The organism is Methylophilus sp. (assembly GCF_052173275.1).
Taxonomy (GTDB): domain Bacteria; phylum Pseudomonadota; class Gammaproteobacteria; order Burkholderiales; family Methylophilaceae; genus Methylophilus.
The window spans coordinates 1,273,458-1,299,245 of the sequence record NZ_JBQMUL010000002.1 but is presented as its reverse complement, the minus strand read 5'-3'; the positions used below and the strand labels follow the sequence as shown (position 1 = coordinate 1,299,245).

At 49.3% G+C, this 25,788-nt stretch carries 23 protein-coding genes and 1 tRNA gene; 14 read left to right on the top strand and 10 right to left on the bottom strand.

Annotation, left to right across the window (positions count from 1 at the left end; all coding sequences use genetic code 11):
* Window positions 1-5: 5 nt before the first annotated feature.
* The 9 genes from cpaB to ACTS9Y_RS07635 are packed head-to-tail and all read left to right on the top strand — an operon-like array spanning window position 6 to window position 9,211.
* Window positions 6-914: a Flp pilus assembly protein CpaB gene (cpaB, locus tag ACTS9Y_RS07675; RefSeq protein ID WP_442585359.1), complete on the top strand. Its 909-nt coding sequence runs from the start codon at window positions 6-8 to the stop codon at window positions 912-914.
* A 22-nt stretch (window positions 915-936) separates the two neighbouring features.
* Window positions 937-2,289: a type II and III secretion system protein family protein gene (locus tag ACTS9Y_RS07670; RefSeq protein WP_442585358.1), complete on the top strand. Its 1,353-nt coding sequence runs from the start codon at window positions 937-939 to the stop codon at window positions 2,287-2,289.
* A 3-nt stretch (window positions 2,290-2,292) separates the two neighbouring features.
* Window positions 2,293-3,501: an AAA family ATPase gene (locus ACTS9Y_RS07665; RefSeq protein WP_442585357.1), complete on the top strand. Its 1,209-nt coding sequence runs from the start codon at window positions 2,293-2,295 to the stop codon at window positions 3,499-3,501.
* Entirely contained in the window at window positions 3,488-4,777 is a 1,290-nt protein-coding gene (locus ACTS9Y_RS07660) for a CpaF family protein (protein ID WP_442585356.1), read from the top strand. Before ACTS9Y_RS07665 ends, ACTS9Y_RS07660 begins: the two co-directional genes overlap by 14 nt.
* A complete protein-coding gene (locus ACTS9Y_RS07655; RefSeq protein WP_442585355.1) occupies window positions 4,774-5,691 on the top strand; it encodes a type II secretion system F family protein in 918 nt (305 codons plus the stop codon). Before ACTS9Y_RS07660 ends, ACTS9Y_RS07655 begins: the two co-directional genes overlap by 4 nt.
* A 2-nt stretch (window positions 5,692-5,693) precedes the next feature.
* A complete protein-coding gene (locus tag ACTS9Y_RS07650) occupies window positions 5,694-6,611 on the top strand; it encodes a type II secretion system F family protein (protein WP_442585354.1) in 918 nt (305 codons plus the stop codon).
* Complete coding sequence (locus ACTS9Y_RS07645) at window positions 6,608-7,297, top strand: tetratricopeptide repeat protein (protein WP_442585353.1); 690 nt, start codon at window positions 6,608-6,610, stop codon at window positions 7,295-7,297. Before ACTS9Y_RS07650 ends, ACTS9Y_RS07645 begins: the two co-directional genes overlap by 4 nt.
* Before the next feature lie 17 nt (window positions 7,298-7,314).
* A complete protein-coding gene (locus tag ACTS9Y_RS07640) occupies window positions 7,315-7,605 on the top strand; it encodes a DUF3613 domain-containing protein (RefSeq protein WP_442585352.1) in 291 nt (96 codons plus the stop codon).
* On the top strand, window positions 7,583-9,211 hold the full coding sequence (locus ACTS9Y_RS07635; protein WP_442585351.1) for a TadG family pilus assembly protein: 1,629 nt from the start codon (window positions 7,583-7,585) through the stop codon (window positions 9,209-9,211). Before ACTS9Y_RS07640 ends, ACTS9Y_RS07635 begins: the two co-directional genes overlap by 23 nt.
* A 49-nt stretch (window positions 9,212-9,260) precedes the next feature.
* On the opposite strand, the gene ACTS9Y_RS07630 is transcribed toward ACTS9Y_RS07635, so the two are convergent.
* A complete protein-coding gene (locus tag ACTS9Y_RS07630; protein ID WP_442585350.1) occupies window positions 9,261-9,662 on the bottom strand; it encodes a VOC family protein in 402 nt (133 codons plus the stop codon).
* Between the two features lie 77 nt (window positions 9,663-9,739).
* Between ACTS9Y_RS07630 and ACTS9Y_RS07625 the strand changes: the two genes are divergently transcribed.
* A complete protein-coding gene (locus ACTS9Y_RS07625) occupies window positions 9,740-10,480 on the top strand; it encodes a hypothetical protein (RefSeq protein ID WP_442586923.1) in 741 nt (246 codons plus the stop codon).
* 73 nt (window positions 10,481-10,553) lie between these two features.
* On the opposite strand, the gene ACTS9Y_RS07620 is transcribed toward ACTS9Y_RS07625, so the two are convergent.
* Both ACTS9Y_RS07620 and ACTS9Y_RS07615 read right to left on the bottom strand, forming a co-directional pair.
* Window positions 10,554-11,534, bottom strand: coding sequence for a GlxA family transcriptional regulator (locus tag ACTS9Y_RS07620; RefSeq protein ID WP_442585349.1), 981 nt, complete (start codon window positions 11,532-11,534; stop codon window positions 10,554-10,556).
* A 106-nt stretch (window positions 11,535-11,640) separates the two neighbouring features.
* The gene (locus ACTS9Y_RS07615; RefSeq protein WP_442585348.1) at window positions 11,641-13,743 is read right to left on the bottom strand and encodes a putative bifunctional diguanylate cyclase/phosphodiesterase; all 2,103 of its coding nucleotides are present in this window, start codon (window positions 13,741-13,743) and stop codon (window positions 11,641-11,643) included.
* 166 nt (window positions 13,744-13,909) lie between these two features.
* Here ACTS9Y_RS07615 and ACTS9Y_RS07610 point away from each other — a divergent pair, with 166 nt between their 5' ends.
* Window positions 13,910-14,119: a hypothetical protein gene (locus ACTS9Y_RS07610; RefSeq protein ID WP_442585347.1), complete on the top strand. Its 210-nt coding sequence runs from the start codon at window positions 13,910-13,912 to the stop codon at window positions 14,117-14,119.
* A gap of 478 nt (window positions 14,120-14,597) precedes the next feature.
* On the opposite strand, the gene ACTS9Y_RS07605 is transcribed toward ACTS9Y_RS07610, so the two are convergent.
* Entirely contained in the window at window positions 14,598-15,695 is a 1,098-nt protein-coding gene (locus tag ACTS9Y_RS07605; protein ID WP_442585346.1) for a mechanosensitive ion channel family protein, read from the bottom strand.
* A gap of 303 nt (window positions 15,696-15,998) precedes the next feature.
* Here ACTS9Y_RS07605 and ACTS9Y_RS07600 point away from each other — a divergent pair, with 303 nt between their 5' ends.
* The 3 genes from ACTS9Y_RS07600 (at window position 15,999) to ACTS9Y_RS07590 (ending at window position 19,151) form a co-directional block, all read left to right on the top strand.
* A complete protein-coding gene (locus tag ACTS9Y_RS07600) occupies window positions 15,999-16,517 on the top strand; it encodes a DUF4823 domain-containing protein (RefSeq protein ID WP_442585345.1) in 519 nt (172 codons plus the stop codon).
* A gap of 190 nt (window positions 16,518-16,707) precedes the next feature.
* Window positions 16,708-17,514: an alpha/beta fold hydrolase gene (locus ACTS9Y_RS07595; RefSeq protein WP_442585344.1), complete on the top strand. Its 807-nt coding sequence runs from the start codon at window positions 16,708-16,710 to the stop codon at window positions 17,512-17,514.
* Window positions 17,511-19,151, top strand: a complete 1,641-nt coding sequence (locus ACTS9Y_RS07590; protein ID WP_442585343.1) for a hybrid sensor histidine kinase/response regulator — start codon at window positions 17,511-17,513, stop codon at window positions 19,149-19,151. The genes ACTS9Y_RS07595 and ACTS9Y_RS07590 overlap by 4 nt, the downstream gene beginning before the upstream one ends.
* Before the next feature lie 1,149 nt (window positions 19,152-20,300).
* Here ACTS9Y_RS07590 and ACTS9Y_RS07585 read toward each other — a convergent pair.
* The 6 genes from ACTS9Y_RS07585 to rpsU form a co-directional block, all read right to left on the bottom strand.
* Window positions 20,301-20,876, bottom strand: coding sequence for a hypothetical protein (locus ACTS9Y_RS07585; protein WP_442585342.1), 576 nt, complete (start codon window positions 20,874-20,876; stop codon window positions 20,301-20,303).
* A 95-nt stretch (window positions 20,877-20,971) separates the two neighbouring features.
* Window positions 20,972-21,050: transfer RNA gene (locus ACTS9Y_RS07580), tRNA-Ile, on the bottom strand.
* 20 nt (window positions 21,051-21,070) lie between these two features.
* Entirely contained in the window at window positions 21,071-23,017 is a 1,947-nt protein-coding gene (gene rpoD / locus ACTS9Y_RS07575) for an RNA polymerase sigma factor RpoD (RefSeq protein WP_442585341.1), read from the bottom strand.
* Window positions 23,018-23,176: 159 nt separating this feature from the next.
* On the bottom strand, window positions 23,177-24,916 hold the full coding sequence (gene dnaG, locus ACTS9Y_RS07570; protein ID WP_442585340.1) for a DNA primase: 1,740 nt from the start codon (window positions 24,914-24,916) through the stop codon (window positions 23,177-23,179).
* A gap of 81 nt (window positions 24,917-24,997) precedes the next feature.
* Window positions 24,998-25,441, bottom strand: coding sequence for a GatB/YqeY domain-containing protein (locus tag ACTS9Y_RS07565; protein WP_442585339.1), 444 nt, complete (start codon window positions 25,439-25,441; stop codon window positions 24,998-25,000).
* A 113-nt stretch (window positions 25,442-25,554) separates the two neighbouring features.
* A complete protein-coding gene (gene rpsU / locus ACTS9Y_RS07560) occupies window positions 25,555-25,767 on the bottom strand; it encodes a 30S ribosomal protein S21 (RefSeq protein ID WP_055828694.1) in 213 nt (70 codons plus the stop codon).
* Between the last annotated feature and the right edge of the window lie 21 nt (window positions 25,768-25,788).

The following is a 25,788-nucleotide window of genomic DNA, read 5'->3' as shown; positions in this document are numbered from 1 at the left end:
GCACTGTGAACAGTACATTTTTGCGCATACTGGCAATATTGATGGTGATCGCTGCCGTCGTGACCGCTTATGTCGGCTATCGGCTGAGCCAGAAAAAACCGGCCGCCAGCGTGGCAGTCGTAATGCCGAGCTACACACAAGTGATCGCGAAAAACACGCTTGCCGCCGGACATGTGCTGGTCATGGAAGACCTGGAGACGGCCACCACCCCGCACTTCGACTCACATGCGTTCAACGACACGCAGGCGCTGGTTGGCAAGGCAATGGCCACCCCTATCATTAAAGGTGCGCCATTCAATGCTTCCCACTTCCCCGTTCACAGCGCGCTGGGGCAGGCATTGGCAGCCAACGAGCGTGCAGTCGCCATCAAGGTCAACGAGGTGATAGGTGTAGGCGGATTTATCAAGCCTGGCGACCGTGTCGATGTATTGCTGTACTTGCGCCAGGAGCGTGAAACCGGTGAGGTAAGTTCTGCACAGGTCGTGCTCACCAATGTCAAAGTGCTGGCCTACGGCACACTCACCGCCGAAACGGAAGCCAGCCAGGACGCAGCATTAACGCCATCCGCGCCTGGCAAACTGGGCACCGGCAGCCGGTCTGACAAAAATGCGAAAGAAAGTCGTTCTGCCATCCTGGCGGTACCGGCACACGAGATGGCAAAGCTGATGCTGGCAGACAGCACAGGCAGTTTGCGTTTGGCTTTACGAGGTGAGGCATTGCCTGACACCAGCACTACTGCACCAGCGCAGAACCAGTTGATCCGCCTGGGAGAAGTTTCCCAGGCATCCGCCGCCAGGCCGGTTGCGGTTAGCCAGGTCACCGTAAACAAGGCCCCAGCCTCACCTGCGCCCAAACAAGCGCGTGTGATCGTGCACCGTGGTGAAAAAACAGAGGTGATTGATGTCGCGAAGTAATCATGGAAACCAAAGGTCGATCATGTCAGATTTGAAGTTTATCTGCTGCATGCTTTTCAGCTGCCTATGTGGCCTTACGCTAGTTGCGCAAGCCGAAGAGGCCAATACACTGCGCCTGACAATTGGCGAGCAGCAGGTATATGTGAATGCCAAACCGGTCAAGCGCATAGCGGTAGGCAACCCGGAGATGCTAAGTATCAGCATGCTGACTTCACGCAATATCCTGATCACCGGCAAACAAGCCGGGGTGACAGAAATCGCCATCTGGGAGAGTGAAAAAGCAGCCGCGCCAGCCAGGCAATTAAAAGTAGCCGTGAGTGTGAACACAGCGCTTGAAAAGCAGCGTTTGCAGTTTTCAAAATCCATCAAGGTACAGCCGGCAGGCAACCAAGTCGCGATTTCTGGCGAGGTGGATTCCCTGGAGGAGCACGCCTTGGCGGCACGGGCGATAGACCCTAAACCGACCCCTATCGATGCCACCATCAATAGCTTTAGCAACCAGGTTCAAATTGATATCAAGGTGGTAGAAGTGAGCCGCCAGAATATGATGCGTGCCGGGTTTTTCCTGGGTAAAAACAGCGGCAACACCACGCTTGGTATTGGTGGTCCCGGCAACCTCAGCGGTGTGCGCAATGAAGGCAACGGCTTCACGCTGGACAGTGCTTCCGGATTTTTACCGGCGGCGAGTGCATTCAACTTTGTGGCGGGCAATGCCAGCCGCGGCTTGCTAGGCACACTCAGTATTCTTGAGCAAAACGGATTTGCCTATACGCTGGCAGAACCCAGCCTGACTGCCCTTTCCGGCCAGAGCGCCAGCTTCCTGGCCGGGGGTGAATATCCGGTGCCTATTCGCGCAGGGGCCGGTGGCGACAGTACGGTCACCATCCGCTATAAAGAATATGGTGTGCGCCTGATGCTGACCCCTACCGTACTGGATAGCAACAGAATCTACCTGAAAGTGTCACCTGAAGTCAGCGAAATTGACTTTACCAACGCGGTGCAAAGCGGCGGCGTTGCTGTGCCTGGCCTGCGCGTGCGCAGAACCGACACCAGCGTATCACTGGGTGACGGCGAAAGCTTCGTCATCAGTGGGCTGGTCAGCCGTAACACGCTGCAAAACGTGGACAAGTTTCCCGGGCTGGGCAACCTGCCTATCATCGGTGCTTTTTTCCGTTCTACCCGCTTTGATCGCGAGGATAAAGAATTACTGATGATAGTCACCCCTCACCTGGTACGGCCTATCGCCAAGGATGCGGCGCTGCCTGCAATGCCGGGCGGCAACCTGCGTGAATATAACCCCAGTTTCAGTGACCTGTTCTTTCAAAAAGGGCCCAAGCCGGATACCGGCATCCCTGCAACCGGCTTTTCGAGGTAACCCATGAGCGAACGCAACTGCTTTATTGCCATTACCCACAGCCAGGAATGCCTGCAATGGTTAGGTCAATCGCTGAGAGATGAAGGCGACCTGATCCCTGCAGATTCGCCCTCGACCGAGCGCGTGATACAACTCGCGGATGCGATTGGTGCCTCTATCATTTTTGTACAGCTGAACCCGGCTGACTACAGGCAGGAAGCGTTACTGATAGAGGGCATTATTGCCGCCAAGCCATTTTTGCCGGTGATTGTGGTGGCAGACTCCTTTGACCAGAACCTGCTGTTGACCGTGATCCGCCTGGGCGCACGCGATTTTATCAAAAGCGGCAGCCGGGCAAGTGAGGTGGTGGCAGAAGTCAAACGCCTGACGCCCCGTGATGGCGGTTTGCAAGCCACGCAAAATGACCAGAACGGCAAGATCACTTCGGTGATCAGTGCGCGACCAGGCAGTGACTCACCCATGCTGGCGCTGCACCTGGCGCTGGCGATCCAGGAGACTGAACCCACCCTGCTGCTTGACCTGGGCGTACCGCATGGCGACGCCATGCTCTATCTGGGGCTGACTTCATCCTATAGTTTTATTGACGCTATCCGCAGTTTACGCCGTATCGATTCCACCCTGATACAGACCGGTTTTGGTCGGCATAAGAGCGGCCTCACCGTATTGTCCATGCCTGAAGATTCGTGGACTGGCGCCCAATTCACCGCCGCAGATGTCTGCGTGTTGTTACGCAGCTTGCGCCGGCATTTCTCCAGGATAGTACTTAACCTTGGCGGTATGGTCGATTCGGATTTCCTGCTCCTGCTGCTGGGCAATGTAGATCAGATCGTCCTGCTGGTAGAACAAAGTGTGCCTAGTTGCCGGCAGAACATGCAGTTGGTCAAACATTTGCGTGAAGAGAAAGTTTCACTGGTGAACACCGGCGTGGTGGTTGATCGCTACCTGTCGAAAATGCCTCCCGACGCCGAGAGCATCGCGCAATCATTTGGCCTGCCGCTGCTTTCCACCTTGTCATCCTCAGGCATGGCGCGCCTGGCCACCATGAACTCGGGTGAAAGCATGTTTGAGCTATCCGCCAATGATCCGTACAGCATCAGTGTGCGCAAACTGGCTGAAAAACTGGTCGACGGCCAGGCGGCACCTGCAGAAAAGAAACCTGGCCTGCTGCACAAGCTGATCTCGACCATGATCCCGGCACATGAAAAATCCTAAAGGCAGCATGATGAACTTTCAACTAGGTGGATTTGATTACGGCCTGAAACAGGCACAAGACTTCCAGGAGTTGAAGTTTCAACTGCATCAGCACCTGATCGCAGAAATCGAACGCGACCATCTGGGCTTGCTGGACCTGGCTCGTGACGACATCGCAGACTATGTACGCGAGAAAGTGATTGTGTATGTGGCTGACCGGCATTTGCCTATCAGCGGCTATGACCTCGACAACCTGGTCGAAGAAGTCGTCGATGAGCTGGCCGGCTATGGCCCGCTGGAGAGTCTGATCAAGGACGACCGCATTAACGATATCCTGGTCAACGGCCCCAAAAAGATCTTTATCGAACGCGATGGCAGGCTGGAAACCACCAACTTGCGCTTTATTGATGATGAGCATGTGTTGCGAGTGATCCGGCGTATCCTCGCCCATCTGGGACGCCGCATTGATGAAGCCAGCCCCATGGTCGATGCAAGGCTGCCCGATGGCAGCCGTGTCAACGCCATTATTCCTCCGCTGGCGCTGGATGGCCCCTGCCTGTCCATCCGTAAATTCCGCAAGCAGCCATTACTGTCGGCTGACCTGTTGCAATATGGCACGCTGGACGAAGAAATGCTGACCTTTCTCACCACAGCGGTAGAGCGCCGTTGCAACCTGATCGTGAGCGGTGGTACCGGTGCAGGCAAAACCACGTTGCTGAATGTGCTGAGCCGGTTTATCCCGCCGAATGAACGCATCGTCACCATTGAAGATGCGGCCGAATTGCAGCTGGAACACGAGCATGTGGTCAGGCTGGAGACCCGGCCTTCCAATATTGATGGCAATGGCGAGATCACGGCGCGCGAGCTGGTGAAAAACTCCCTGCGTATGCGGCCAGACCGTATCGTGCTGGGCGAGGTGCGTGGCGAAGAGGTGATGGACGTCTTGCAGGCCATGAATACCGGCCATGATGGTTGTATGAGTACTGTGCACGCCAACACCCCGGAAGATGCCATGTTGCGCTTTGAGATGCTGGCTGGCCTGGCCAAGTTCCAGGGTACCGAGGGCACTTTGCGCAAAATGATCACGGCCGCAATCGAGCTGGTGGTGCAGATTGCCCGCATGCCGAACGGACAACGCAAAGTGGTGTCCATCACCGAAATTGCAGGGGTACGTGATGGTCACTTTGTACTGAATGAGCTGTATGCCTATGACGCTGCCAGCGGCAGTTTTGCGCACCCAGGTGTGCAGCCCTGCAACAGAAAATTGCAGAATTTACCGTTCAGGCGGCAGGCATGAATACCCTGCTGATACCGTTTGTGTTGCTCCCGGCAGGTATGCTGTTTTTAGCCATCTGGATGTTGAGGCACAGCAAACAGGCACGCATACGCGAGCGTATGATACGTCACTTCAGGGAAGTACTGCCTGATGGCACCACCGTTGCCGGCGTGGCTCCGGGAGTGCAGCAGACGCGATGGCACCAGTGGCTAACGCGCGCGTCTATTTATATCGGTTTTGAGCTGCAAAAGAAACACGCGCTACTGATCCCGCTGGTATTGCTGCTGTTAGGGCTGGTAGGCTGGCTGATCTATGGTTTGACAGGTGCGGTACTGATTGTTGGCACCAACCTGTTTTTATTTGGTTTTTTATTGCCATACAGCCGCTTGCGTCGTCGCCAGGCGCAAACCATCGCGCAGATTCCATTGTTTATTGACCAGCTGTTACGCAGCCTGAGTACCGGCCGCAGCCTGGAAAGTGCCATCCGCTTCGCCTCGAATGAGTCACTGCCGCCTTTGCGTTATATCGTGGACCGCGTCACCCGCGCCGCAGATCTGGGCGCCGATATGGTGGAGAACCTGACCGAGGCGGCCAAACTGCATAATCTGCGTGAACTCAACCTGATCGCCTTATCCATGCGTATCAGCAACCAGTATGGTGGCAGCCCGCGTGACATGCTGGAAAGCGTGGTCAAAATGGTACGTCAGCAAGAACTGGCGCGCCGGGAATTGGCCGCCATGACCGGCGAAACCAGAATGTCGGCCTGGGTGCTGGGCATGACCCCGCTCGCCATCGCGCTTTACATCATGGTGATGAACCCCAACTACCTGAGCATATTGCTGGAAGATGCCACCGGTAAAACCTTGCTGACGACCGCACTGGGCTTGCAAGGGCTAGGCGCATTTATTCTTTGGCGCATGCTGCGGAGCGTGTAGCGATGAGTCTGCTATGGCCGATTTCGATTGTGTTGATGCTGCTGGCGGCAGGGCTATTGCTATACGGCGCACAGAAAGGCAGCCATCCCAGATATATCCAGCGCCGTTTTCGTGAAGCGTTGCAGCAGGAGGGCATCCATATTTCTGCACGGCTGGGGCCACTGGACCTGGAAGAAATGTTGCACGAGCTGCTGGACAAGGTTTCCCGCAGCGAAATGGAAGAAATACAGCGTCTGCTGATTCAGGCTGGCTGGCACGGGGCCAAGGCAAAAATGACTTTCCTGCTCACTGCATGGGTGCTACCGGCGCTACTGGGCGGGTTGGCAGCCGCTTATGCGATCGCGAATCAGGATACTTTTATCAATGTGCTGTTTCACTTGCTGTTTGCGTTTGCCGCCAGCTTTGTCATGGTACGTCGATTACTACGCTGGAAAGCGCAAAACCGGCGCGATACCATCCGCAAAGAAGTGATTCCCTTTTTGCATCTACTGCGCATGCTGTTTGAAGCGGGCCTGTCGATGGAACATATTTTATTGGTCATAGAACAACAGGGTCAGGCGCTGCTGCCCAACCTGGCGGATGAATTACATCTTGTGATCAAACGCATACAGGCCGGGCAGGACCGCGCAGATGCGCTAAATGAAATGGCAGCGCCACTGGAGGTGATGGAGTTGAACGACACCATCGCCATGCTAAAACAGGTGACGCGCTATGGCGGCAATATCCGCGATTCGCTGGCGGAATATACGACCATGGTCGAGCAGCGCCAGGTATCTGACCTGCGCGAATATGTCAGCAAACTTTCTGCCAAAATGACGGTGATCATGATTCTGTTCTTGTTCCCGGCGTTGATGATATTCCTGGCCGGACCGGGATTTATGGGCTTATCTAAAGCATTAAAAGGAGTCAACGGCTTATGAGATCAATCACACTATTCATGACATTTGCATGGCTATGCATGCACAGTTTGCCAAATGCAATGGCCGCCGACAGCATTACAAAGGCAGCCCCACCGATTAAAACCGTTGCTGACAAGGCCTGCGCGGATCTTTCCCCCGAGGAAACGACCAGGCTGGCATTGATACAGCAGATGCTGGCAGAAGGCAAACCGCACGCGGCCCTTGCGCATCTCGATGCCGTCAAAGTCAAAAGCGAGCGTGCAGAATTACTGCGTGCGCATGCCTTGCGTCAAACCGGGCGCGCGCCGCAGGCACAGGTGATTTATGAACAACTGGCCAGCAGTTGCGTTTCCGGGCACGCCTACCGTGGCCTGGGGCTGATCGCCAGCCAGGGCGGCAACCTGCAGGAGGCTTTGCGTTATCTCAAGGCAGCCAGCAATACTCTGCCGACTGAACATACCATACGCAATGATTATGGTTATGTGCTGATGCAAGCAGGCCAGAACGACCCTGCCCTGCATGAATTCCTGACTGCGGTAGAACTGGCACCGGATTACCGCCAGGCAGCCCACAACCTGGTGTTGCTGCTTTACAAGCAAGGCGATATCGCTAAAGCAGAGGCATTTTCCAGGCAGTTTGGCCTGGTTGAGGATGAAATGCAGCAACTGAAAAAAATGACGCAAGCCAGTAACAAAGCTACCCCCTAACCGCGCAAGGAGTCGTCATGAAACCTATTCTTATTCTCATGCTGAGTGGCATTTTCAATCTGTCTGCCGCCCTGGCGGACGATGTGCAGCGCCTGCCAGTGCCATCTGTGACGGCGCCGCAGCAATCCCCTTCTACACAATCACCGACCCAGCAATGGCTGGAGTTGCAACGCTCGGGAAAATCAGCGTCAGCCCAGGCACAGCCATTCTCGGGCGAAGTGATGGATAAAGTACATACGCGCTATCTCAAGAGCTTTGAAAAACCGATTCCGGAGTTCTTTGAGCATGAGATGCGGACCGCTCGCTAACTACCGTTACCAGCGCGGGGCGATTGGTCTCGCTGGCAGCTTTGTATTGTTGCTGGCAATATTATTGACTACCCTGGTAGTGGATAGCGGGCGGCTGTGGATGCAACAGAAAAAACTGCAATCCATCGCCGATATGACCGCTATCCATACCGCACGCCATCTCGCTTGTAATACCAGCCAGCAGGGTGTCACACAAATCGCGCAACAAGCCGCCGTGAATAATGGCTTTGAGGGCCAGCTCTCGGCAAGCCCTAACCAGGTGCTGCTGGGCAGGCTGGATACCGTGCAGGGCATACGCCAATTTACGGCCGATGGCAGTGCTGGCGCTGTCTATATCAGGGCAACCAACGAGGTGCCCAGTAGCATGATAGCGGGCGGATTATTTGGCGATACGGTCACGTTACACGCAGAAGCGGTATCGATGTCTGACCCGCTCTTAGCCACTTTTAGCGTGGGTAGTTTTACAACCAGCCTCTCCAGCCAGCAATCCGTATTATTGAACGGCCTGCTGGGCGGCATGCTGGGCGGGCCACTCAATCTGGATGCGCTGACTTACCGCGGAATTGCAGCGACCACCGTCACCTTGCACGATATTCTGGCAGTTTCAGGGCAAGCTGGCACGGTGGAGGAGTTGCTGAATACCAATATGCAAGTGGGCGATTTACTCGACCTGATCGCCAGCGCTGCCGCGCAAAACAGTGTGGCGGACCTGCAAGCGATTTCAGGCATACAGACCATTGCCAATATGGTCGTGAAAAATGTGCCGCTTAAACTGGGCGATGTGCTGGCCTTGGCGACACCTGACACCAATGCTGCGGCCACCGTCGCGCTGAATGCATTATCCATCATTACCACCACGGCCATGATCGCGAATGGCGCCAATGCCATCACGCTGCCTTTGGGCATCAGCATCCCTTCGCTGACCAGTATCAATGCGCAGGTGACAGTCACCGAACCACCGCAACTGGCCATAGGCCCGGCTTGTGGAAGCGGCGCTTTACGAACTGTCGCACGTACGGCACAGATCAGGGCGCATGTGGCTGTACTGGTCAACATTCCATTGCTGGCCCGCATCGACCTGGCACTTGGGGTCGAAGTAGCACAAGGGTCCGCCAGCCTGCATACCATTCAAACCAACGACGGTGAAACCGAAGTGACTATTGAAGCTACCCCGGGCATCGCAGCGCTGACGCTGACCAATATTGCCGGCACACAACCGGCCAGAATCTCAACTTTATTGAATATCCCGCTGGCGGATATCGGCCTCAATCTCCCGCTACAACCCTCCAGCGCGCAGACCGTTGAATTTACCGTCGCACACCCGGTGAGGCATCACCTGCCCTTGGCACAAACCGTCAGCAGCCCGCTGGGCAGCAGCCTGGAAAATGCTCTGGGAAGACCCAATACACTCACCGTGACGGTGTTGAGTATATTAAACCTGGGGCTGATCAACAATGTACTGTCTTCCATCGTGAGCCCGCTACTGGCGGAGATAGGCAGGGTGCTGTTGGACCCACTGCTGGAATTACTCGGCATCCGTTTAGGCGGGATGGATATCACACTGGATGATGTGCAATACCGCCAGGCCAAACCGCTGGCTATTTAAGTCATTGGTAATGAAAACCGGCTCCGTCATGGCCACTTGATTGACCATGCTAATGGTCATGCTGCCAACTTTTGTAAACAAACTCCAGGCTATAGCCATCTAAGTCTGTGACCTGGGCCGCGTAATAACGCGGATCGTAATGCAGCTGCGGACCTGGCGGGTGAATAACACTCGCGCCAGGAGCCAGGGCAGCATCAAAAGCTTGCACGACCATTGCTTCCGAATCTGCCACCAGCCCGATGTGCACAGCCCCAGATGCTGCCTGCCCCTGTCGTAACCAAAAGAACATGCGTCCTTTTGCGCCGAACCCTTTCAAGTCAGGGTGCCCGGCCGGGCCGTCTTTGCCGTCATAGTCGTGGCGCAAACCTATGCCCAATACCGGTAGCACCTGCTCATAAAAGGCGATTGCGCGCACGGTGTCGCTAACCGTTAAAAAGATGTGATCTAACATTTGATGTTCCTCAATGGCATAACATAAGTGGAGTTGGCACGGCGATGGCTAATGATTCATAATGATTTGAATTGACCGTGGTTTTTATTAAAATCGTGAAGCGCCTTATTCAGTTGAAAAGAAAAATGCATAAAACCCTGACCTACATTTTATCTGTCACTTTTGGAGCAATCGCCGTGATGACGAGTGCCAGTTCAGTTGCCGAAGAAACGCCTGAACCCTCTACAATCAGACTGCCCGGCATTTCCCACGTGTGGGGAGTCGATACGAAAAACATGAACACCATCACGTTTGAAGAGTTAGAAAAGTGCATAGGCTCTGATGCAGCGATCAAGCAGCAATTTGATCACTTTCAACTTGAAACCAGACAGATCAACGAAGAGGTATTAAACGCCGGCAACAGGGTGGAAGAAAACCAGAATGCCAGGCTTGCTTTGGAGGAAGAAGCAAGCAAAGTGCAATCAGAAATCTCTGAAATGAATGCTTTGAATGATAAGCTCTCTCAAAGAAGCCAAGAACTCTCCAAGCTTACCAGCAAAAAGGTCGATGCTGCAGCCGCAAAAAAAATCACCCAGCAAGTCGACCAGTTCAATAAAGACATTATTCAGTTTAATGCGGACTCATCTGCATTAAAAGAAAAAACTCAGCAGCTAAAGTCAAAACAAAACACCTTCAATGACAGCTTGGAAGGTTTGAAAACCCAGCTGGATCAGTTAAATAACAAGATCAATGGGTTTAATGAACGGAAAAAATCTTTTGATGTGAGCCTGTTGGCTTATAAAGACAAATGTACGGGAACGCACAAGCTGGAAAAGTAGCGCCAAGACGATGACTTTGCAAAATTAAAGTTTGGCCTACTTTATGAAAGGTCTCGGACTGACTATTCACCTACTATTTAAACCGTGATTGATATTGTTGTGGCGTCACTTTGAATGTCCTGGCAAACGCTTGGCGAAAATGATCGTCTGAACTAAATCCACATTCAGAACTGATTCTGGCGATAGATTTTGTGGATTCTTCCAGTAACCTGACAGCGACCTCCAAGCGGATTTTCTCTAAAAACTTGGTAGGTGTAATCCCCAATTCTTGCTTGAACACTCTTACGAAATTTCGAGCACTCATAGAAACACGGTCAGCCAGCGTGGCTGTATCAATTTCATTTTTATAATTTTGTCGTATCCAGTCGATGGCGGCTGAAAGTCGGCTTTCACAAAGCTCTGAGATCAGATGCGAACTGAATTGCGATTGACCACCTGGGCGTTTGCCAAAAACGACCAGCATTCTTGCGACATCCAGCATGAGCTTTCTGCCGAAATCCTCTTCAACCAACGCTAACGCCAGATCAATACCCGCGGTAACCCCTGCCGCTGTATAAATATCGCCATCCTTGGTATGAATGGCATCCGCCATGACTTCAATGGGGGGATAGTGCTGACTCAGCTTTTCAGCCCTCGCCCAGTGGGTCGTTGCCCTTTTGCCATGTAACAAGCCTGCTTTGGCTAAAATAAACGAGCCGGTACACACTGAGCAAAGCCTGGAGACTTTTCCATGGACAGAGGAAACTGCGTCGATCAACTCGTCTGGCGCTTCTTCGGCACTAGGGCCACCAGCGATAAACACGGTGTGTGCATCCAGCGGATCTGTCCATGCCAAATCCGACACCAGGCGTATCGCCGAAGAAGTTTGGATATGTTGCTCTTTACACTGGGCTGCAATACTGATTTTGTAGAGCGCTTGCCCGTAGATAGCGTTTGCAGTAGAGAAGACATCTAGTGGGCCTGTGACATCCAGCACGCCTGACCCATCATAAGCGAACATGACAATATGCTTTTGTTGTATCAGCTCATTACTACTTAATTCAGACTTAACCATAACGCTCTTTTTCTTAAATAAATCTCGATTCCTTCAGCAGAAACTCGTTCGGAACCTCTGTACCATATATGTTACCAAAAGCCCTTCAATTCATCACTATCAAGAATTAAGTTTTAACGTCTTCAGTAGTGCCAAGGTGATTTTTCAGCTCGGTTTCCACATCTGCAGCCGACATGGGTCTGCCCAGGAAATATCCCTGCAGGTGGTCGCAACCTTGCTCAGTTAGAAAAATGCATTGCCTCTCCGTTTCAACCCCCTCAGCAACGACTCTCAAACTCAATGATTGGCCTAAAGAAATGATAGAAATGACAATAGCGGCATCTACGCCTTCTTCAGCATTCAGATTAGCGATGAACCCGCGGTCAATCTTTAACTCGATGGCAGGTAGTTCTTTCAAATACATCAGACTTGAATAACCAACACCGAAGTCGTCTATCGATATCGAAACACCTAGCTCTACTAATTTATGGAGGATATTTAAGCCTTCATGAAAATCCGACACCGCCGTTGACTCTGTCACTTCGAGAACTAAGCGTTTAGGGTCAATATTATGCTTTTTAAGTGCTGATCTCACTGTCTCAACCAGTGCCGCACTTCTAAATTGCACTGCGGAAAGATTCACTGCTATCGTAAAATCATGATACCCCCGCTCAGTCCAGGCGCTAATCTGCCGGCAAGCCTCATCTAGCACCCACTCCCCGATTTTGATGATCAAGCCATTTTTTTCTGCAATCGGAATAAATATATCCGGCCCGATTAGGCCATCCTCAGGATCTTTCCACCGAATCAAGGCTTCAATACCCACCAGTTTTCTCGTTTTGGCATCGAATTTAGGTTGGTAATTTAAATAGAATTCCTGGTTGGACAATGCACGTTTCAATTTTTGCACCAATTCAAGCTGACTCTTCACCCTGGTGTTGGTTGTACTTTCAAAAAACTGACAACCATTTTTTCCATTACTTTTTGCACCGTACATGGCAGTGTCAGCACTGAGAACCAGATCGTGGGCACTGGTCCCATTTTCAGGATAAATGGCGACACCTATGCTGGCTGAAATCTGGATTTCATGTTTGTTGATGATAAAAACTGTACTCATCAAGGCATTTATTTTTGCGGCTACTACGCCTGCGTCTTCAGGCTCATCGATTTCAATCAAGGCCACAAACTCATCACCGCCCAAGCGGGCGACCGTATCTTGCGCTCTCATGCCATTTTTAAGCCTGGATGCTGCGGCTTTGAGTAATAAGTCTCCAATAATATGCCCTAGCGAATCATTCACGAGCTTGAATCCATCCAGGTCAATGAATAAAAGTGCAAACTTGTTTTCTTCACGTTCTGCTCTACTCAGATAAAGCTCCAGTTGATTTTCAAATAATTCGCGATTGGCCAAACTCGTCAAACGATCTTTCAACGCTGATTCACTCAGTTCTTTATTGACTCGTGCCAATGACCTTAGCAGGACATTTGTTTCTGACTCATATCTCGCATCCATCAAAGAAGTTAAGAGCGCCGTGACCAGTACCAGAAATGTGATGACAATGACAAACTCGACCAGCCACACATTGTTAAAACTAAAATCGCTATTGGCAGCAGTACACACACTCCCAACCGGGAAATCAGCTGCGGACATCCCGGTGTAATGCATGCCAGCAATCGCAAACCCCATCACGATGGCAGCACAAATCTTGAGGATTCGGATATTGACATTGCTACTTCGTTGAAGCTTAAAGGTGATCCACATTGCAGCGAATGAAGCCAGAATCGCAATCCCTATCGATAACAGTACTCTGGGGATGTTGTATTGAATCTCTGGAGACATTTTTAAGGCGGCCATGCCCATATAATGCATCCCGGCAATAGAGATACCGATCCCGATAGAAGAAGTGATGAGGTCCAGCCGGGTAAGCTCTTTCTGGCTCACTCGATTAAGTGCAAAAGCTGCAGCTAATATAGCGATTAACAATGAAACTAACGTGAGCTTTATGTCATAGCCTAAGGGGATGGGCAGGTCGAATGAAAGCATGCCGGTGAAATGCATGGACCAGATACCAAAACCCAAAGCAAATGAACCACCAAACCACCATAAGTAAAGTAATTTGCCGCGGGCAGCATACATACGATTAGCTAAATCCAGCGCCGTATACGAGGCGAATACCGCAATCAGGATTGAAACGGTAACAAGGTGTAACTCGTACTGTGCTGATAACATTCGAATCAATCTAATTAACTAATATTAACGTAAGTAGACATGAGTTAATGTCGTGATTGTTGCCATTTAACAAGGTATTTATGCCAAAGCTTATGAGATTATCAAGGCAGCGTTAGTAATTGCTTAAAATTTAAGCAAAAATATATGGGTGGGTATTACAGAAAAAATGAGCACCTTAAAAAAACCGGTGCTTGCATTATCAAGAGGCTTGAACGATGCGGCTATCTACGCTGGTTTTATGATGATTAAGTCAGTGGCATCAGGTCTGGAATTGCCTGCAGTAAGGCAATCCAATGCCATGTTTATCTATCTATTAGAGATGACAGACACTGTAGGTTTGAAGCTGCGTGATGTATCAGGTCACTGTGACCTGTGATTTCACTCTTTGCTTTTCTATAAACCGTACAACTAAAAAGACACCCCCGAAGAGATGTCTTTTTAGTTTTGGAGCAATATGCAAATCATGGAATGCAGGCAGGGATTGATTCGCCCCGCCAAACCAGATGTCTCTGATCCTGACGGTCCTAGTGGCAAAGCAAGCCCTAGCTGAACAATAGTTGAATGATTCCCGGTTTGATATAGGAGTTTTTCCCGATTATTGACAAACAGGGGTGGCATCTTTGACATGGAATTATTAATTATCTATATTTAATTTACATCAATTCCTTTCCCGAGGATCCAGATGACTAAAGCCCGGCATTCCTCCGAATGTTGGGCTTTTCATTTACTAAGATTAGATACTCCCGGCTAGTGAGTCAAACTTCCACGCCAAGCCATCATCACGGCCAATAACGTTTGTCGTGATGCACCTTCACAGCCTTCAGCGCCAGTGGCTAGAGGGTGAGCTGCAGAAGCTAATGGTAATTAGCAGCATCCACTTCTGGCATCACAATTTTCAGGTCAGCATTCTTAGCAAAATTGAGTGTCATCGATGGGAATGCGAAATTGACTTTCATCGCTTCCAACTCTTCCATCAAATATAAATTGATAGATTGCTGTATGTCCATATAGACGTTGTAACTGCTATCCAAAACGTAATAAACCACTTCAAAATCCAGAGAGCTCAAACCAAACCCTTTAAAATGCGCACGGTCAAATCTGGCTTTGGATTCGGCAGCGACCGCTTTTTTAACGATCTCAGGAATTTTCCTGATGACGTCTGACTTTGTGTCATAGGTCACACGGAATTCAAAAACGACCCTTCTTTCTGCCATGCGCTTGTAGTTATGAATGGTATTTTTCAGTAGCTCTGTATTGCCGCATACAATCTGCTCCCCGCTTAGGCTGCGGATATGCGTGGTCTTCAAACCGACACGCTCAACAGTCCCCAATACATTACCAAAAATAATGAAATCGCCGATCACGAAAGGTTTGTCCAACCCGATAGCGAGGGACGCAAATAGATCACTCAGTATATTTTGAACAGCCAGCGCCACCGCCACCCCGCCTACCCCTAAACTCGCGACAAAAGCGGTGATATTGACTCCGGTATTTGCCAAAATACTCAGCAACGCAATCGACCAGACTATCGTTTTAAAGATCCAGGACAACATAGTGGTGAGGACTGCATTCTCGGCGGAGCCATCCGTGGCGACCACTTTCGCTTTAGCCCAAAGCGTGATGCCCTTGCTCACCCAGATGGCTATTTGAATCCCGATAATCAAAAAAGAAAGGTAATCAAGACGCGTGACCCACTTTGCGCTCAACTCGAGGAAGTACATCGCAAGCAACAATGAGAACAACGCAAACGTGAATTGATTGGTACTGCGCATGACTTCGATGATCAAATCACCAAATTTCGTAGGGGCTTTGGCAGAAAGATAAGAGAGTTTTTTGATTGCAAATTTCCACACCATCAAAAAACCGACATAGGACAATATGAAGATTAATAATATGTAGAGCCACTCATTAACCGTGAAACTTAGAAATTTAAGTTGAAGCCAGCTATTCATTTTTATCCTTTATACAAGGGTTAGATGATTAGTCAGGATATTGATATTTGAACTTACAGAGAGACAAACGATGTTTTGAGTACTAGCACGATTGAAACAACAAGCAAGCAAATTCCTAACAAAGACTGATTAGTATAAAAATCTGGCTTGTAAGTTCAATATAATTGGCGCAGTGAGTAGTGCGTTTCATGAACGCTTGAATAGAGCAGTGAACATTGGATCAGTCAATCGCATCAGTTATGTTTACCTCTTGCTAGTGATAAAATAAATAACAAATATATGTCTAAAAAAAAGGGGGAACATATGATAAAAAATCTCAGTATTATTAGCGCAGGGTTATTGCTCACTGCATGCGCTGACACGCACCATCTGATCAAAAACAACCCGGTAGAAACACGTCTGTCAGCAGAGGCCACTGTCTATATTTCTGTGCCCAATGATGGGATATACGGTGCCAAAACTTATCACGGATCAGGTCAGAATACTGCGCAAATCATATATTCAGCGTTTGCCAAACATACGCGTGCGGTTACAGTAGGGCGCACTATTCAAAGTTTCAATGAAGCATTGGCGACCGCCAGAGAGACGGGAAAAAACTATCTAGTTTACCCAACGATCCTTCAGTGGGAGGACAGGGCAACAGAGTGGTCAGGCATTCCAGATAAGGTAGAGGTAAAAGTGGAAGTCATCGACGCTACCACAGCAAGTACGGTTACATCTGCTGTCGTAAAAGGCAAAAGTGGGCTAGCTACTTTTGGTGGTGATCATCCGCAAGACCTACTGCCTAAACCTGTGGAAAAATTTGTATCCTCTATCTATTAACAGGTAAAGATTCGTTGTATCAGCCGGCCCCTGATTGCTCAGGGATGGCGCATGGTGTGCGGGTATGGACGGCATTCAAGGTGATGATGGGATAGCGGCTAAAGCGTTGATTAAATGAGCGATATCCCTTTATACGTGTAGGATGATGTAAGATGAGTATTTCCATTGGTGCAGAATAGTTATTAAGTTTATGTTGAGTATCGCTACTCGAAACAATGTGCATATCCACGGCAAGGGCAGCAAAACCATGGTCCTGGCGCATGGATTTGGATGCGACCAGAACATGTGGCGGTTTCTCATACCCATATTTTCTGACGAATACAGAATAGTTATCTTTGACCTGGTTGGAAGTGGTTTATCAGAAATATCAGCTTATGACCCTGATAAATATAAAACCTTAGAAGGCTATGCAGACGATTTAATAGAGATTATTCAGGCGTTTTCTGAAAGCCCTGTGGTTTTCGTCGGCCATTCCGTCAGCGCCATCATTGGCTTGTTAGCGACCATAAAAGCCCCAAAATACTTTGCTGCAAATATCATGGTTGGGCCTTCACCAAGTTACATCAATGAAGGTGATTACATTGGTGGATTTGAGAAGGAAGATATTGCCGAATTGATCACTGCTGTAGAAGAGAATTATCTCGGCTGGTCAAGTGCCATAACACCGGCAATCATGGGCCCCTCCGTCCATCCTGAACTGACTGCAGACTTGACTAACAGTTTCTGTAGAACAGACCCCGTCATTGCCAAGCATTTTGCAAAGGTCACCTTCCTGTCAGATCACAGGGGAGATCTATCAAAGTCACTGACCCCCACACTCATCATTCAATGCAGCGATGACTTTATTGCGCCTATACAGGTCGGGGAGTATATGCAGAGAATGATGCCGAATGCCCAATTAGAGATCATAGAAAATATTGGCCATTGCCCACATATGAGTTCCCCGGAACAAACCGCGAATGCGATTAAAGCCTTCCTGGTGCGACTCACTCAATGACGAATGACTTCATTAATTCACAGGTCACCGAGTGCTACGAAAACGCACCTTGTGGACTGATGATCACCGACTTGAATGGCGACATACTGCATGCGAATGCTACATTCTGCAAGCTCCTCGGATATAGGCTAGAAGAATTAATCGGGCAATTTAGAGTGCAGGATCTATTCTCCATGGGGAGTAAATTGTTTCATCAAACCCACTGGGCGCCCCTGTTACACATGCAGGGGTTTGTTTCTGAAATCCAGCTGGAACTAGTCAGTAGCGCTAGGCAAAAAATACCTGTTTTACTGAATGCGACTCGAAAAACCCGAGATGACAAGCTATATCAAGAGCTAGCATTTTTTGTTTCATACGATAGAAGTACATACGAAAGGGAGTTACTCAAGGCTAAACAGTCGGCTGAATCGTCCCTGGAAGAATTGCGTGCTGCACAAGTAAAATTAAAAAACACAGAAACAGAGTTGTTGGACCTGAATAAACAGCTTAGCCTTGAGGACCTGCGAAAAAATGAGTTTTTAGCCACACTTGCTCATGAGTTGCGCAATCCTCTTGCACCCATGAGGAACGTCCTTGAAACGCTCAAACTGCGTAAACTGAATGATCCGCAGATCGAATGGTCCAGACAAATCTTAGATAGACAAGTTGTTCATTTGACTCATTTGGTTAATGATCTGATGGAAGTTTCCAGGATCACACAAGGTCGGATTGAACTCAAAAAGACTCATTTTGACATCTCGGATGCCATCAATAACTCGATAGAGGCGGTATTACCTGCTGTATTAAGCGCCAATCACAAACTTGACGTTCATCTGCCTGAACACCCCGTGATGGTTGATGCTGATACAACACGTATTGTTCAAATGATTTCCAACCTGCTGAACAATGCCATTAAGTACACACCACCTGGCGGCGCGATTTTTGTACAAGCCGATGAAAAGGATGGCAATGTTGTAATCTCTATCAAAGACAATGGGATTGGATTAGCAAAACACCAACTGACTTCCATTTTCACGATGTTTTCCCAGGTTGAAACTGCAATTGACAGATCTCAGGGTGGCCTGGGTATCGGCCTGGCATTAGTCAAGGGATTGGCAGACCTGCATGGTGGAACGATAGTCGCTGAAAGCGAAGGTCTGAGTCTAGGTAGCAAATTTGTGCTTGCATTACCAATGAGCCTCAATACAGCCATTACAAGTAAAAATCAGCATGTGGATCGCTCTGCCGCTTTAGATTTTGTTGCTGGCCGTAAGGTATTAGTGATCGATGATAACCCGGATATTACTGAGAGCCTCTTGATGGCTTTAGACCTGCTAGGCTATGAGGCAAAGAGCGCAAACGATGGCTTCAAGGGCATCGAACTCGCCTCATCGTTTTTACCTGACATTATCCTGCTAGATATCGGACTGCCAAATTTAAATGGTTATGAAGTCGCCAGACTTATTCGGAAAGAGCCCTGGAGCAAAGAAATGACACTCATTGCTGTTACGGGATGGGGTCACCCTGAAGATCAGGAGAATGCTATTAAAGCAGGCTTTGACTTGCATCTCACCAAACCAATTGATTTTGAAGAACTCGATAATTATTTAAAAAATGTGATCATATCTACGAAGAACTCTGATTCTGAATCGCCGTAGCTAACCCAACTTGAAAGTTCTGCGCAGTGACATGTCGGTCCGGGGAATATTTATTGCTGCACTAGCTTACCTCACAACAAAACAAAAAGACCCGTGACCGGATAAGGCATTTCCTACGAATATATAAGAGAAATTCGGATTCTCCCAAAAATGAGAATGCCTTCTAATGTATAGGCAGTCTTAATGCTTGAATTGAGACTAACCCATATTTTGAAAGGATGTAAAATGAGGAAATTCTTATTACTTTTAGCTTTATCTGCAATTGCTCGGAAAGTGGTTGCTGCTATCAAGAGTGATCAATCAGGTACTGCAGCGGATAGACCTTCCGAAAATCTAAATTCCGCCGCCCACTAGTATTTATAAGAGACTGTTAGCAACAGTCTCTTTTTTAATGTCCATAAAAAAACTGATTACTTATTTTCCACTCTATCAGCGAATCCATGGTTAACGTCACGCTGCTTGGCCTGCGCCTCTGGCACAGCTTCAATTTTATTTGGCAATATCGTTCAAAAGGTAGAAATCACAAAATTAAATGACGGCACTGGAATTCCAACTGTTTAGTGAAAGTGCCAACTTAGCCTTAACCTATTAGTAACAGGCTCACTTGAACTAATCCCAACCTCCACACCAAGCCAACATCAGGCCAACGATTGCCACCGGGATTACCCTCGTGTTAGCGAGCCCCGGATTGCTTGGCTATGGCTCAAAACGTGCAACTATGGGCCGGGTTTGGGACTGCGTGGTGGTGAATTTCTGAGTAAAGCTGATTTGAAGCGATTCGACGACTTGACGAACTCAAAATCAGCCAGAAAGCCATATAGTCCATCGAAAGGCGCCAAGTCGTCGAGTACGTCGAATGAATTTGAGGAATTAGTTAAATCGTAACTCGGGCGTTATGTCTTGATAGCTTAACTGTAGCTGGTAACGCTTGAATTACAGGTCAGAGCACATCACTCGGTTCCTTAGGTGGTTATGTTTTTCTAGTGGGATCCTCTCTTTTAATACTAGGCTTCATGTCTCGGATAATTGACTTCAAAGACAAAAAATCTAATTCCCAAGCCAAGCCAATATAACGGCCAACTATCGCCAATGGGATTACCGTCGTATCAGCCAGCCCTAGTTTGCTTAGCTATGGCTCAAGACGTGCGGCTATGTGTAGGATTTGAAATAAAGCGTTGGCGCTTTAACAGATGCAATTTCTAAATTGAATTGATGAGAAGGCTCATAGTCACCAACATACGTCAAAGCAATCTTGCCATTCCATTGAATTCTAAAGTTGTCAGTCCTTTCAATACGAAAAAATTTAATACAATGATCTACTACGGTATCGTGGCCTAACAGGTAAATCTGAAATGCTTTTGCATCATGATCATTAAGGTCACATGGCAAAGCATCTACACTAAGCTCTAATTCATCTAAAAAATCCAATGAGTATTCGTCAATCTCGCAAACTTTAAAGCCCCCTTCGTGCCAATCAGTTGTAGAGATAGTGCATCGATGAAAGTTGCCCCATACAATAGGCGCATTCCAATCCGACGGATAATCTAGATTTTCATCATCTTCAATATCCCGCTCTGCATAATAATCATCTGTTACCAAATGGAAGTGGAACCAGACCTCAGCGTCTATTATCTCTAATCTCCACTGAAAATCTTTAATCTTATGTCCTTCAGGCCAAGGGTTCCCTTGAAAGTAAATACGATTAGAACTTATTGAAGCGGTCATCTGATTAGAATTTGAGATTGTTATTCTTAATAGAAAGATATTAGCACCACAAAACAAAAAAGACCCAAGGCGTTAACCTTGAGTCTCTCTATAAATGGTGGCCCCTCTGTGAGTCGAACACAGCACCAACGGATTATGAGTCCGCTGCTCTAACCAAGCATGAGCTAAGGGGCCGGAAAGCGAGTGATTATAAACTAATCTTGTCCGTTTTCTAAGAAGCTGCGCAGGCGTTCCGAGCGGGTCGGGTGACGCAATTTACGTAGTGCTTTCGCTTCGATCTGACGGATACGTTCACGGGTCACGTCAAATTGTTTGCCCACCTCTTCCAGCGTGTGGTCGGTGTTCATTTCGATACCAAAGCGCATGCGCAGTACTTTTGCTTCGCGCGGCGTCAATGATTCCAGCACTTCACTGGTGGCGTCACGCAGGCTGGCGTACACGGCAGCATCCATTGGCGCCAGGGTGGTGTTATCTTCGATAAAGTCGCCCAAATGGGAATCTTCGTCGTCACCAATCGGGGTTTCCATCGAGATGGGCTCTTTGCTGATCTTGAGGATTTTGCGGATTTTTTCTTCCGGCATTTCCATTTTTTCAGCGAGAGTCGCCGGATCAGGTTCCAGACCAGTCTCTTGCAGAATCTGGCGACTGATACGGTTCATCTTGTTGATGGTTTCGATCATGTGAACCGGGATACGGATGGTACGTGCCTGGTCTGCGATAGAACGCGTGATAGCCTGGCGGATCCACCATGTGGCGTAGGTGGAGAATTTGTAGCCACGGCGGTATTCAAATTTATCCACGGCTTTCATCAGGCCGATGTTGCCTTCCTGAATCAGGTCGAGGAATTGCAAACCGCGGTTGGTGTATTTCTTGGCAATCGAGATCACCAGACGCAAGTTGGCTTCGATCATTTCGCGTTTGGCACGGCGTGCACGCGCTTCGCCTGTGGTCATTTGCTTGTTGATATCGCGCAGCTCTTTGATAGGCAAGCCAACACGCACTTGCAGGTTTTGCAGGCGTTCTTGCTGATCAAGGATAGAGTGTCTGAAACGTGACAGGCGTTCGGTGTAGGCCGGGTTGCCCGCCAGTTCACCATCCAGCCAGTTCAGGTTGATTTCGTTACCGACAAAACTCTTGATGAATTGCTGGCGCGGCATGCCGGCTCTGTCGACACAGAACTCCATGATTTTACGTTCATGCGAGCGCACTTCTTCAACCATGTTACGCACCTGGTCGCACAAGGCTTCTACTTGTTTGGCCGAGAAACGGAAGGTAGTCAGCTCATCCAGTACTTGCTGGTGCAAGGTTTTGTATTCGTCATTTTGTGTGCCTTTTGCTGCACGGATTTCGTTCATTTTGGCATTGGTGGCACGAATCACTGAGAAGCGGTTGAGCACTTCTTCCTTGAGTTTAGCCAGCAATTCGGCAGACATGGAAGACGCTTTAGCTTCGTCATCTTCTTCGTCTTCTTCTTCCTCTTCTTCGCCAGCTTCTTCTTCGGCTTCTACCGCAGCCAGGGCGTCATCCAGGCCTAAATCACTGTCGATCAAGCCATCCACCAGCTCGTCGACGCTCATTTCGTCTTTTTCGACTTTATCTACCATCTCCAGCAACTGGGCGATGGTGGTCGGACAGGCGGCAATCGCATGCACCATATGCTTGAGGCCGTCTTCAATACGTTTAGCGATTTCAATCTCGCCCTCACGGGTCAGCAGATCTACAGTACCCATTTCACGCATATACATACGCACCGGGTCGGTGGTACGGCCAAATTCTGAGTCTACGGTGGCCAGGGCTTGCTCGGCTTCTTCAGCAGCATCTTCATCGGTCACAGCCGGCGGAGCATCAGACATCAGCAGTACTTCGGCATCAGGCGCCTCTTCGTACACCTGGATACCCATGTCATTGATCATGCCGATAATGCTCTCGATCTGCTCGGAGTCTTGCACATCATCCGGCAGGTGGTCATTAATTTCGGCGTATGTCAGGTAGCCACGCTCTTTACCCAGAACAATCAGGGTTTTAAGGCGGGTACGGCGTGCTTCGGCATCCATTGCCTGTGTAGCTGGGTCTTTAGGGGATTCGACTTCTTTGATTCCGAGTTCTTTATCTAAACTTTTATCTGCTTTGGGTCTGGCCATGGCCGATTCCACCTCTAAAATGATTGTTGTCGAGCGCCGACCAACTCTTCTGACACGCCACTCGCTATAACATTACGGGAAACCCTACATTTTACCTGATTTTTACATTTTCTTTAAGCATACCCATGACGCTTTTTGTGGGTATTTGGAAAAAACAGGCTAGCGTTTACTGGTTAACTGTCGTAACGACTCTCGTTCAGCATCAGAGAGTGTAGAAAATGGCTTTTCTGTGAGTTTGCCAAGCAGCGATTTGTCGCGCGCTGCCAGCGCCATATCGGATAATTGGGTACACGCTCCCTCAAATTCAAGAGTGAAGTCCAGGCTTTCATCCAGTAAAGACAGCTCTCTGTGCAATTGATTGCTGAATACTTGGGAAATAGCAGGGCTGATGATCTGCAACAGCACCACCGGACGCGACTCAGGGTGCGCTATCGCCGTTTTGACGATCTCGCGCAGCATATGCTCTTCATCACTTTCACCCAGGATCTGTTCAAGCAAATCCTGCCTGGCCCATTGCGGACGCATGAGTAATATCAATGCCAGGCGCAGATGTAACGATGACGGTGTTCTTGAGCGTTGCCGTGGTGCTTTTTGCTGGGTTTTTGCCGGGTTGGGCAATTTCAGCATGCGCTGCATTTCCCCCTCGCCCAGGCCGGTCATTTCGGCGACTTTTTTTCGCAACAGCATGGCAAACCGTGGCGCTTGTATCTGCTTGAGGATAGGCTCGGCATCATTCAGGAACTGCACTTTATCCTCCTGCGACGCCATAGCGTTATGTTCGCTGAGGTGCTGAATTATATATTGCGAGAGCGGCATGGCTTTATCCATTTCGGCCTCGAATGCCTCTTTGCCAAATTCGCGCACAAAGCTGTCGGGGTCATGTTCGGCAGGCAGAAACAGAAAGCGCAATTTTAGACCATCTTTGATCGCGGACAAGGCATTCATCACCGCGCGCCAGGCGGCTGTGCGCCCGGCCTTATCGCCATCGAAGCTGAATACGATCTCATCAGTCTGGCGCATTAACTTGGCAATGTGGAACGGCGTAGTTGCCGTACCCAGCGCAGCCACCGCATACTCAATACCATATTGCGCCAGCGCCACCACATCCATATAACCTTCAACCACCAACACGCGACCGGCGTCACGAATCGCCCGGCGCGCCATAAATAAGCCATACAGCTCATGGCCTTTTTGAAATAAAGGCGTCTCCGGCGAGTTGTAATATTTTGGCGTATCCTCAGGATTGATCACGCGACCACCAAAGCCGATCACTTCTCCCTTTTGATTATGGATAGGGAACATGATGCGATCACGGAAACGATCATAGCGCCGCCCCTGTTCGTTCTGCACCACCAACCCGGCAATCTCCAGCGCTTCTGCTTCATAGCTTGGGAACACTGTTTGCAGGTTTTGCCAGCCAGCGGGCGCGTACCCGACCTGGAACTTGGCAGCCACCTGCCCACTCAAGCCGCGGCCTTTCAAATATTCAATGGCATGTGGTGACTTTTTAAGCTCAGCCTTATAAAAAGCCGCCGCTTGCTGCAAGGTCTCCTGCAAGCTAAGCATCACTGCCTTGCTGGGTGCCTCGGGCTGGCTCGGATCCCGTTTGTCCTGCGGCACAATCATGCCTACTTGCCTGGCCAGGTCATGAATCGCTTCAATAAAACTCAGCCCGTTATATTCCATCAGGAAACTCAGCGCTGAGCCATGCGCGCCGCAGCCAAAGCAATGATAAAACTGTTTGGTCGGGCTCACGGTAAAACTGGGGGATTTTTCGTTATGGAACGGGCAGCAGGCCGAATAATTCGCACCGGCTTTTTTCAGTGGAACGACCTTGTCGATGACTTCGACAACATCTACGCGATTAAGCAGTTCTTGAATAAAGCTTTCGGGGATCATAAATGCAAGTATCGCTTATGCGGGGCAAAAAACAAAGGGCGCTTAATGCGCCCCGTCAGTCTCTTGCTACCGAGCACTGGCTTAACCTAAAGCAACCTTGATCAGGCCAGATACCTTAGCCATATCCGCTTTACCTGCGACCAGCGGCTTCACGGCACCGACTACTTTGCCCATATCTTTGGCGCCAGCAGCGCCGGTGTCAGCGACTACTTTGGCAATGATGGCGGTAATCTCTTCTTCGCTCATTTGTGCTGGCAAATAACCTTGCAGCACAGTGACTTCGAATTTTTCCTGGTCAGCCAGGTCCTGGCGGTTAGCTCCTTCATACGCTGCGATAGAATCGCGGCGCTGCTTGAGCATTTTCTCAATCGCGGTGATCACTGCCGCATCATCCAGCTCGATACGCTCATCCACCTCGCGCTGCTTGATTGCTGCCAGCAATAGACGGATCACGCCCAGTGTGGCCGTATCTTTGGCACGCATAGCGGTTTTCATGTCTTCGGTGATTTGTGCTTTTAAGCTCATAAAGGACCCAACAAAAAGGCTGACTATAAATAGCTAAAGGTTGTGGCACGCCACAACCTTTGCAATATCCGGTTAACCAACGATCCGGTTAACCGCAGAACACACTCTAAGAATTAATAGAGTTTTGTCGGCAACTGTTGGTTGCGCAGACGGCGGTACTGACGTTTTACTGCAGCAGCAGCTTTACGTTTACGTTCCCATGTTGGTTTTTCGTAGAACTCGCGTGCACGCAAGTCGTTCAACAAACCTGTTTTTTCAATCAAACGCTTAAAGCGGCGCAATGCAACATCAAACGGTTCGTTCTCTTTCACACGAATAGCGGTCATGTAAATCCCTATCCTTACAAT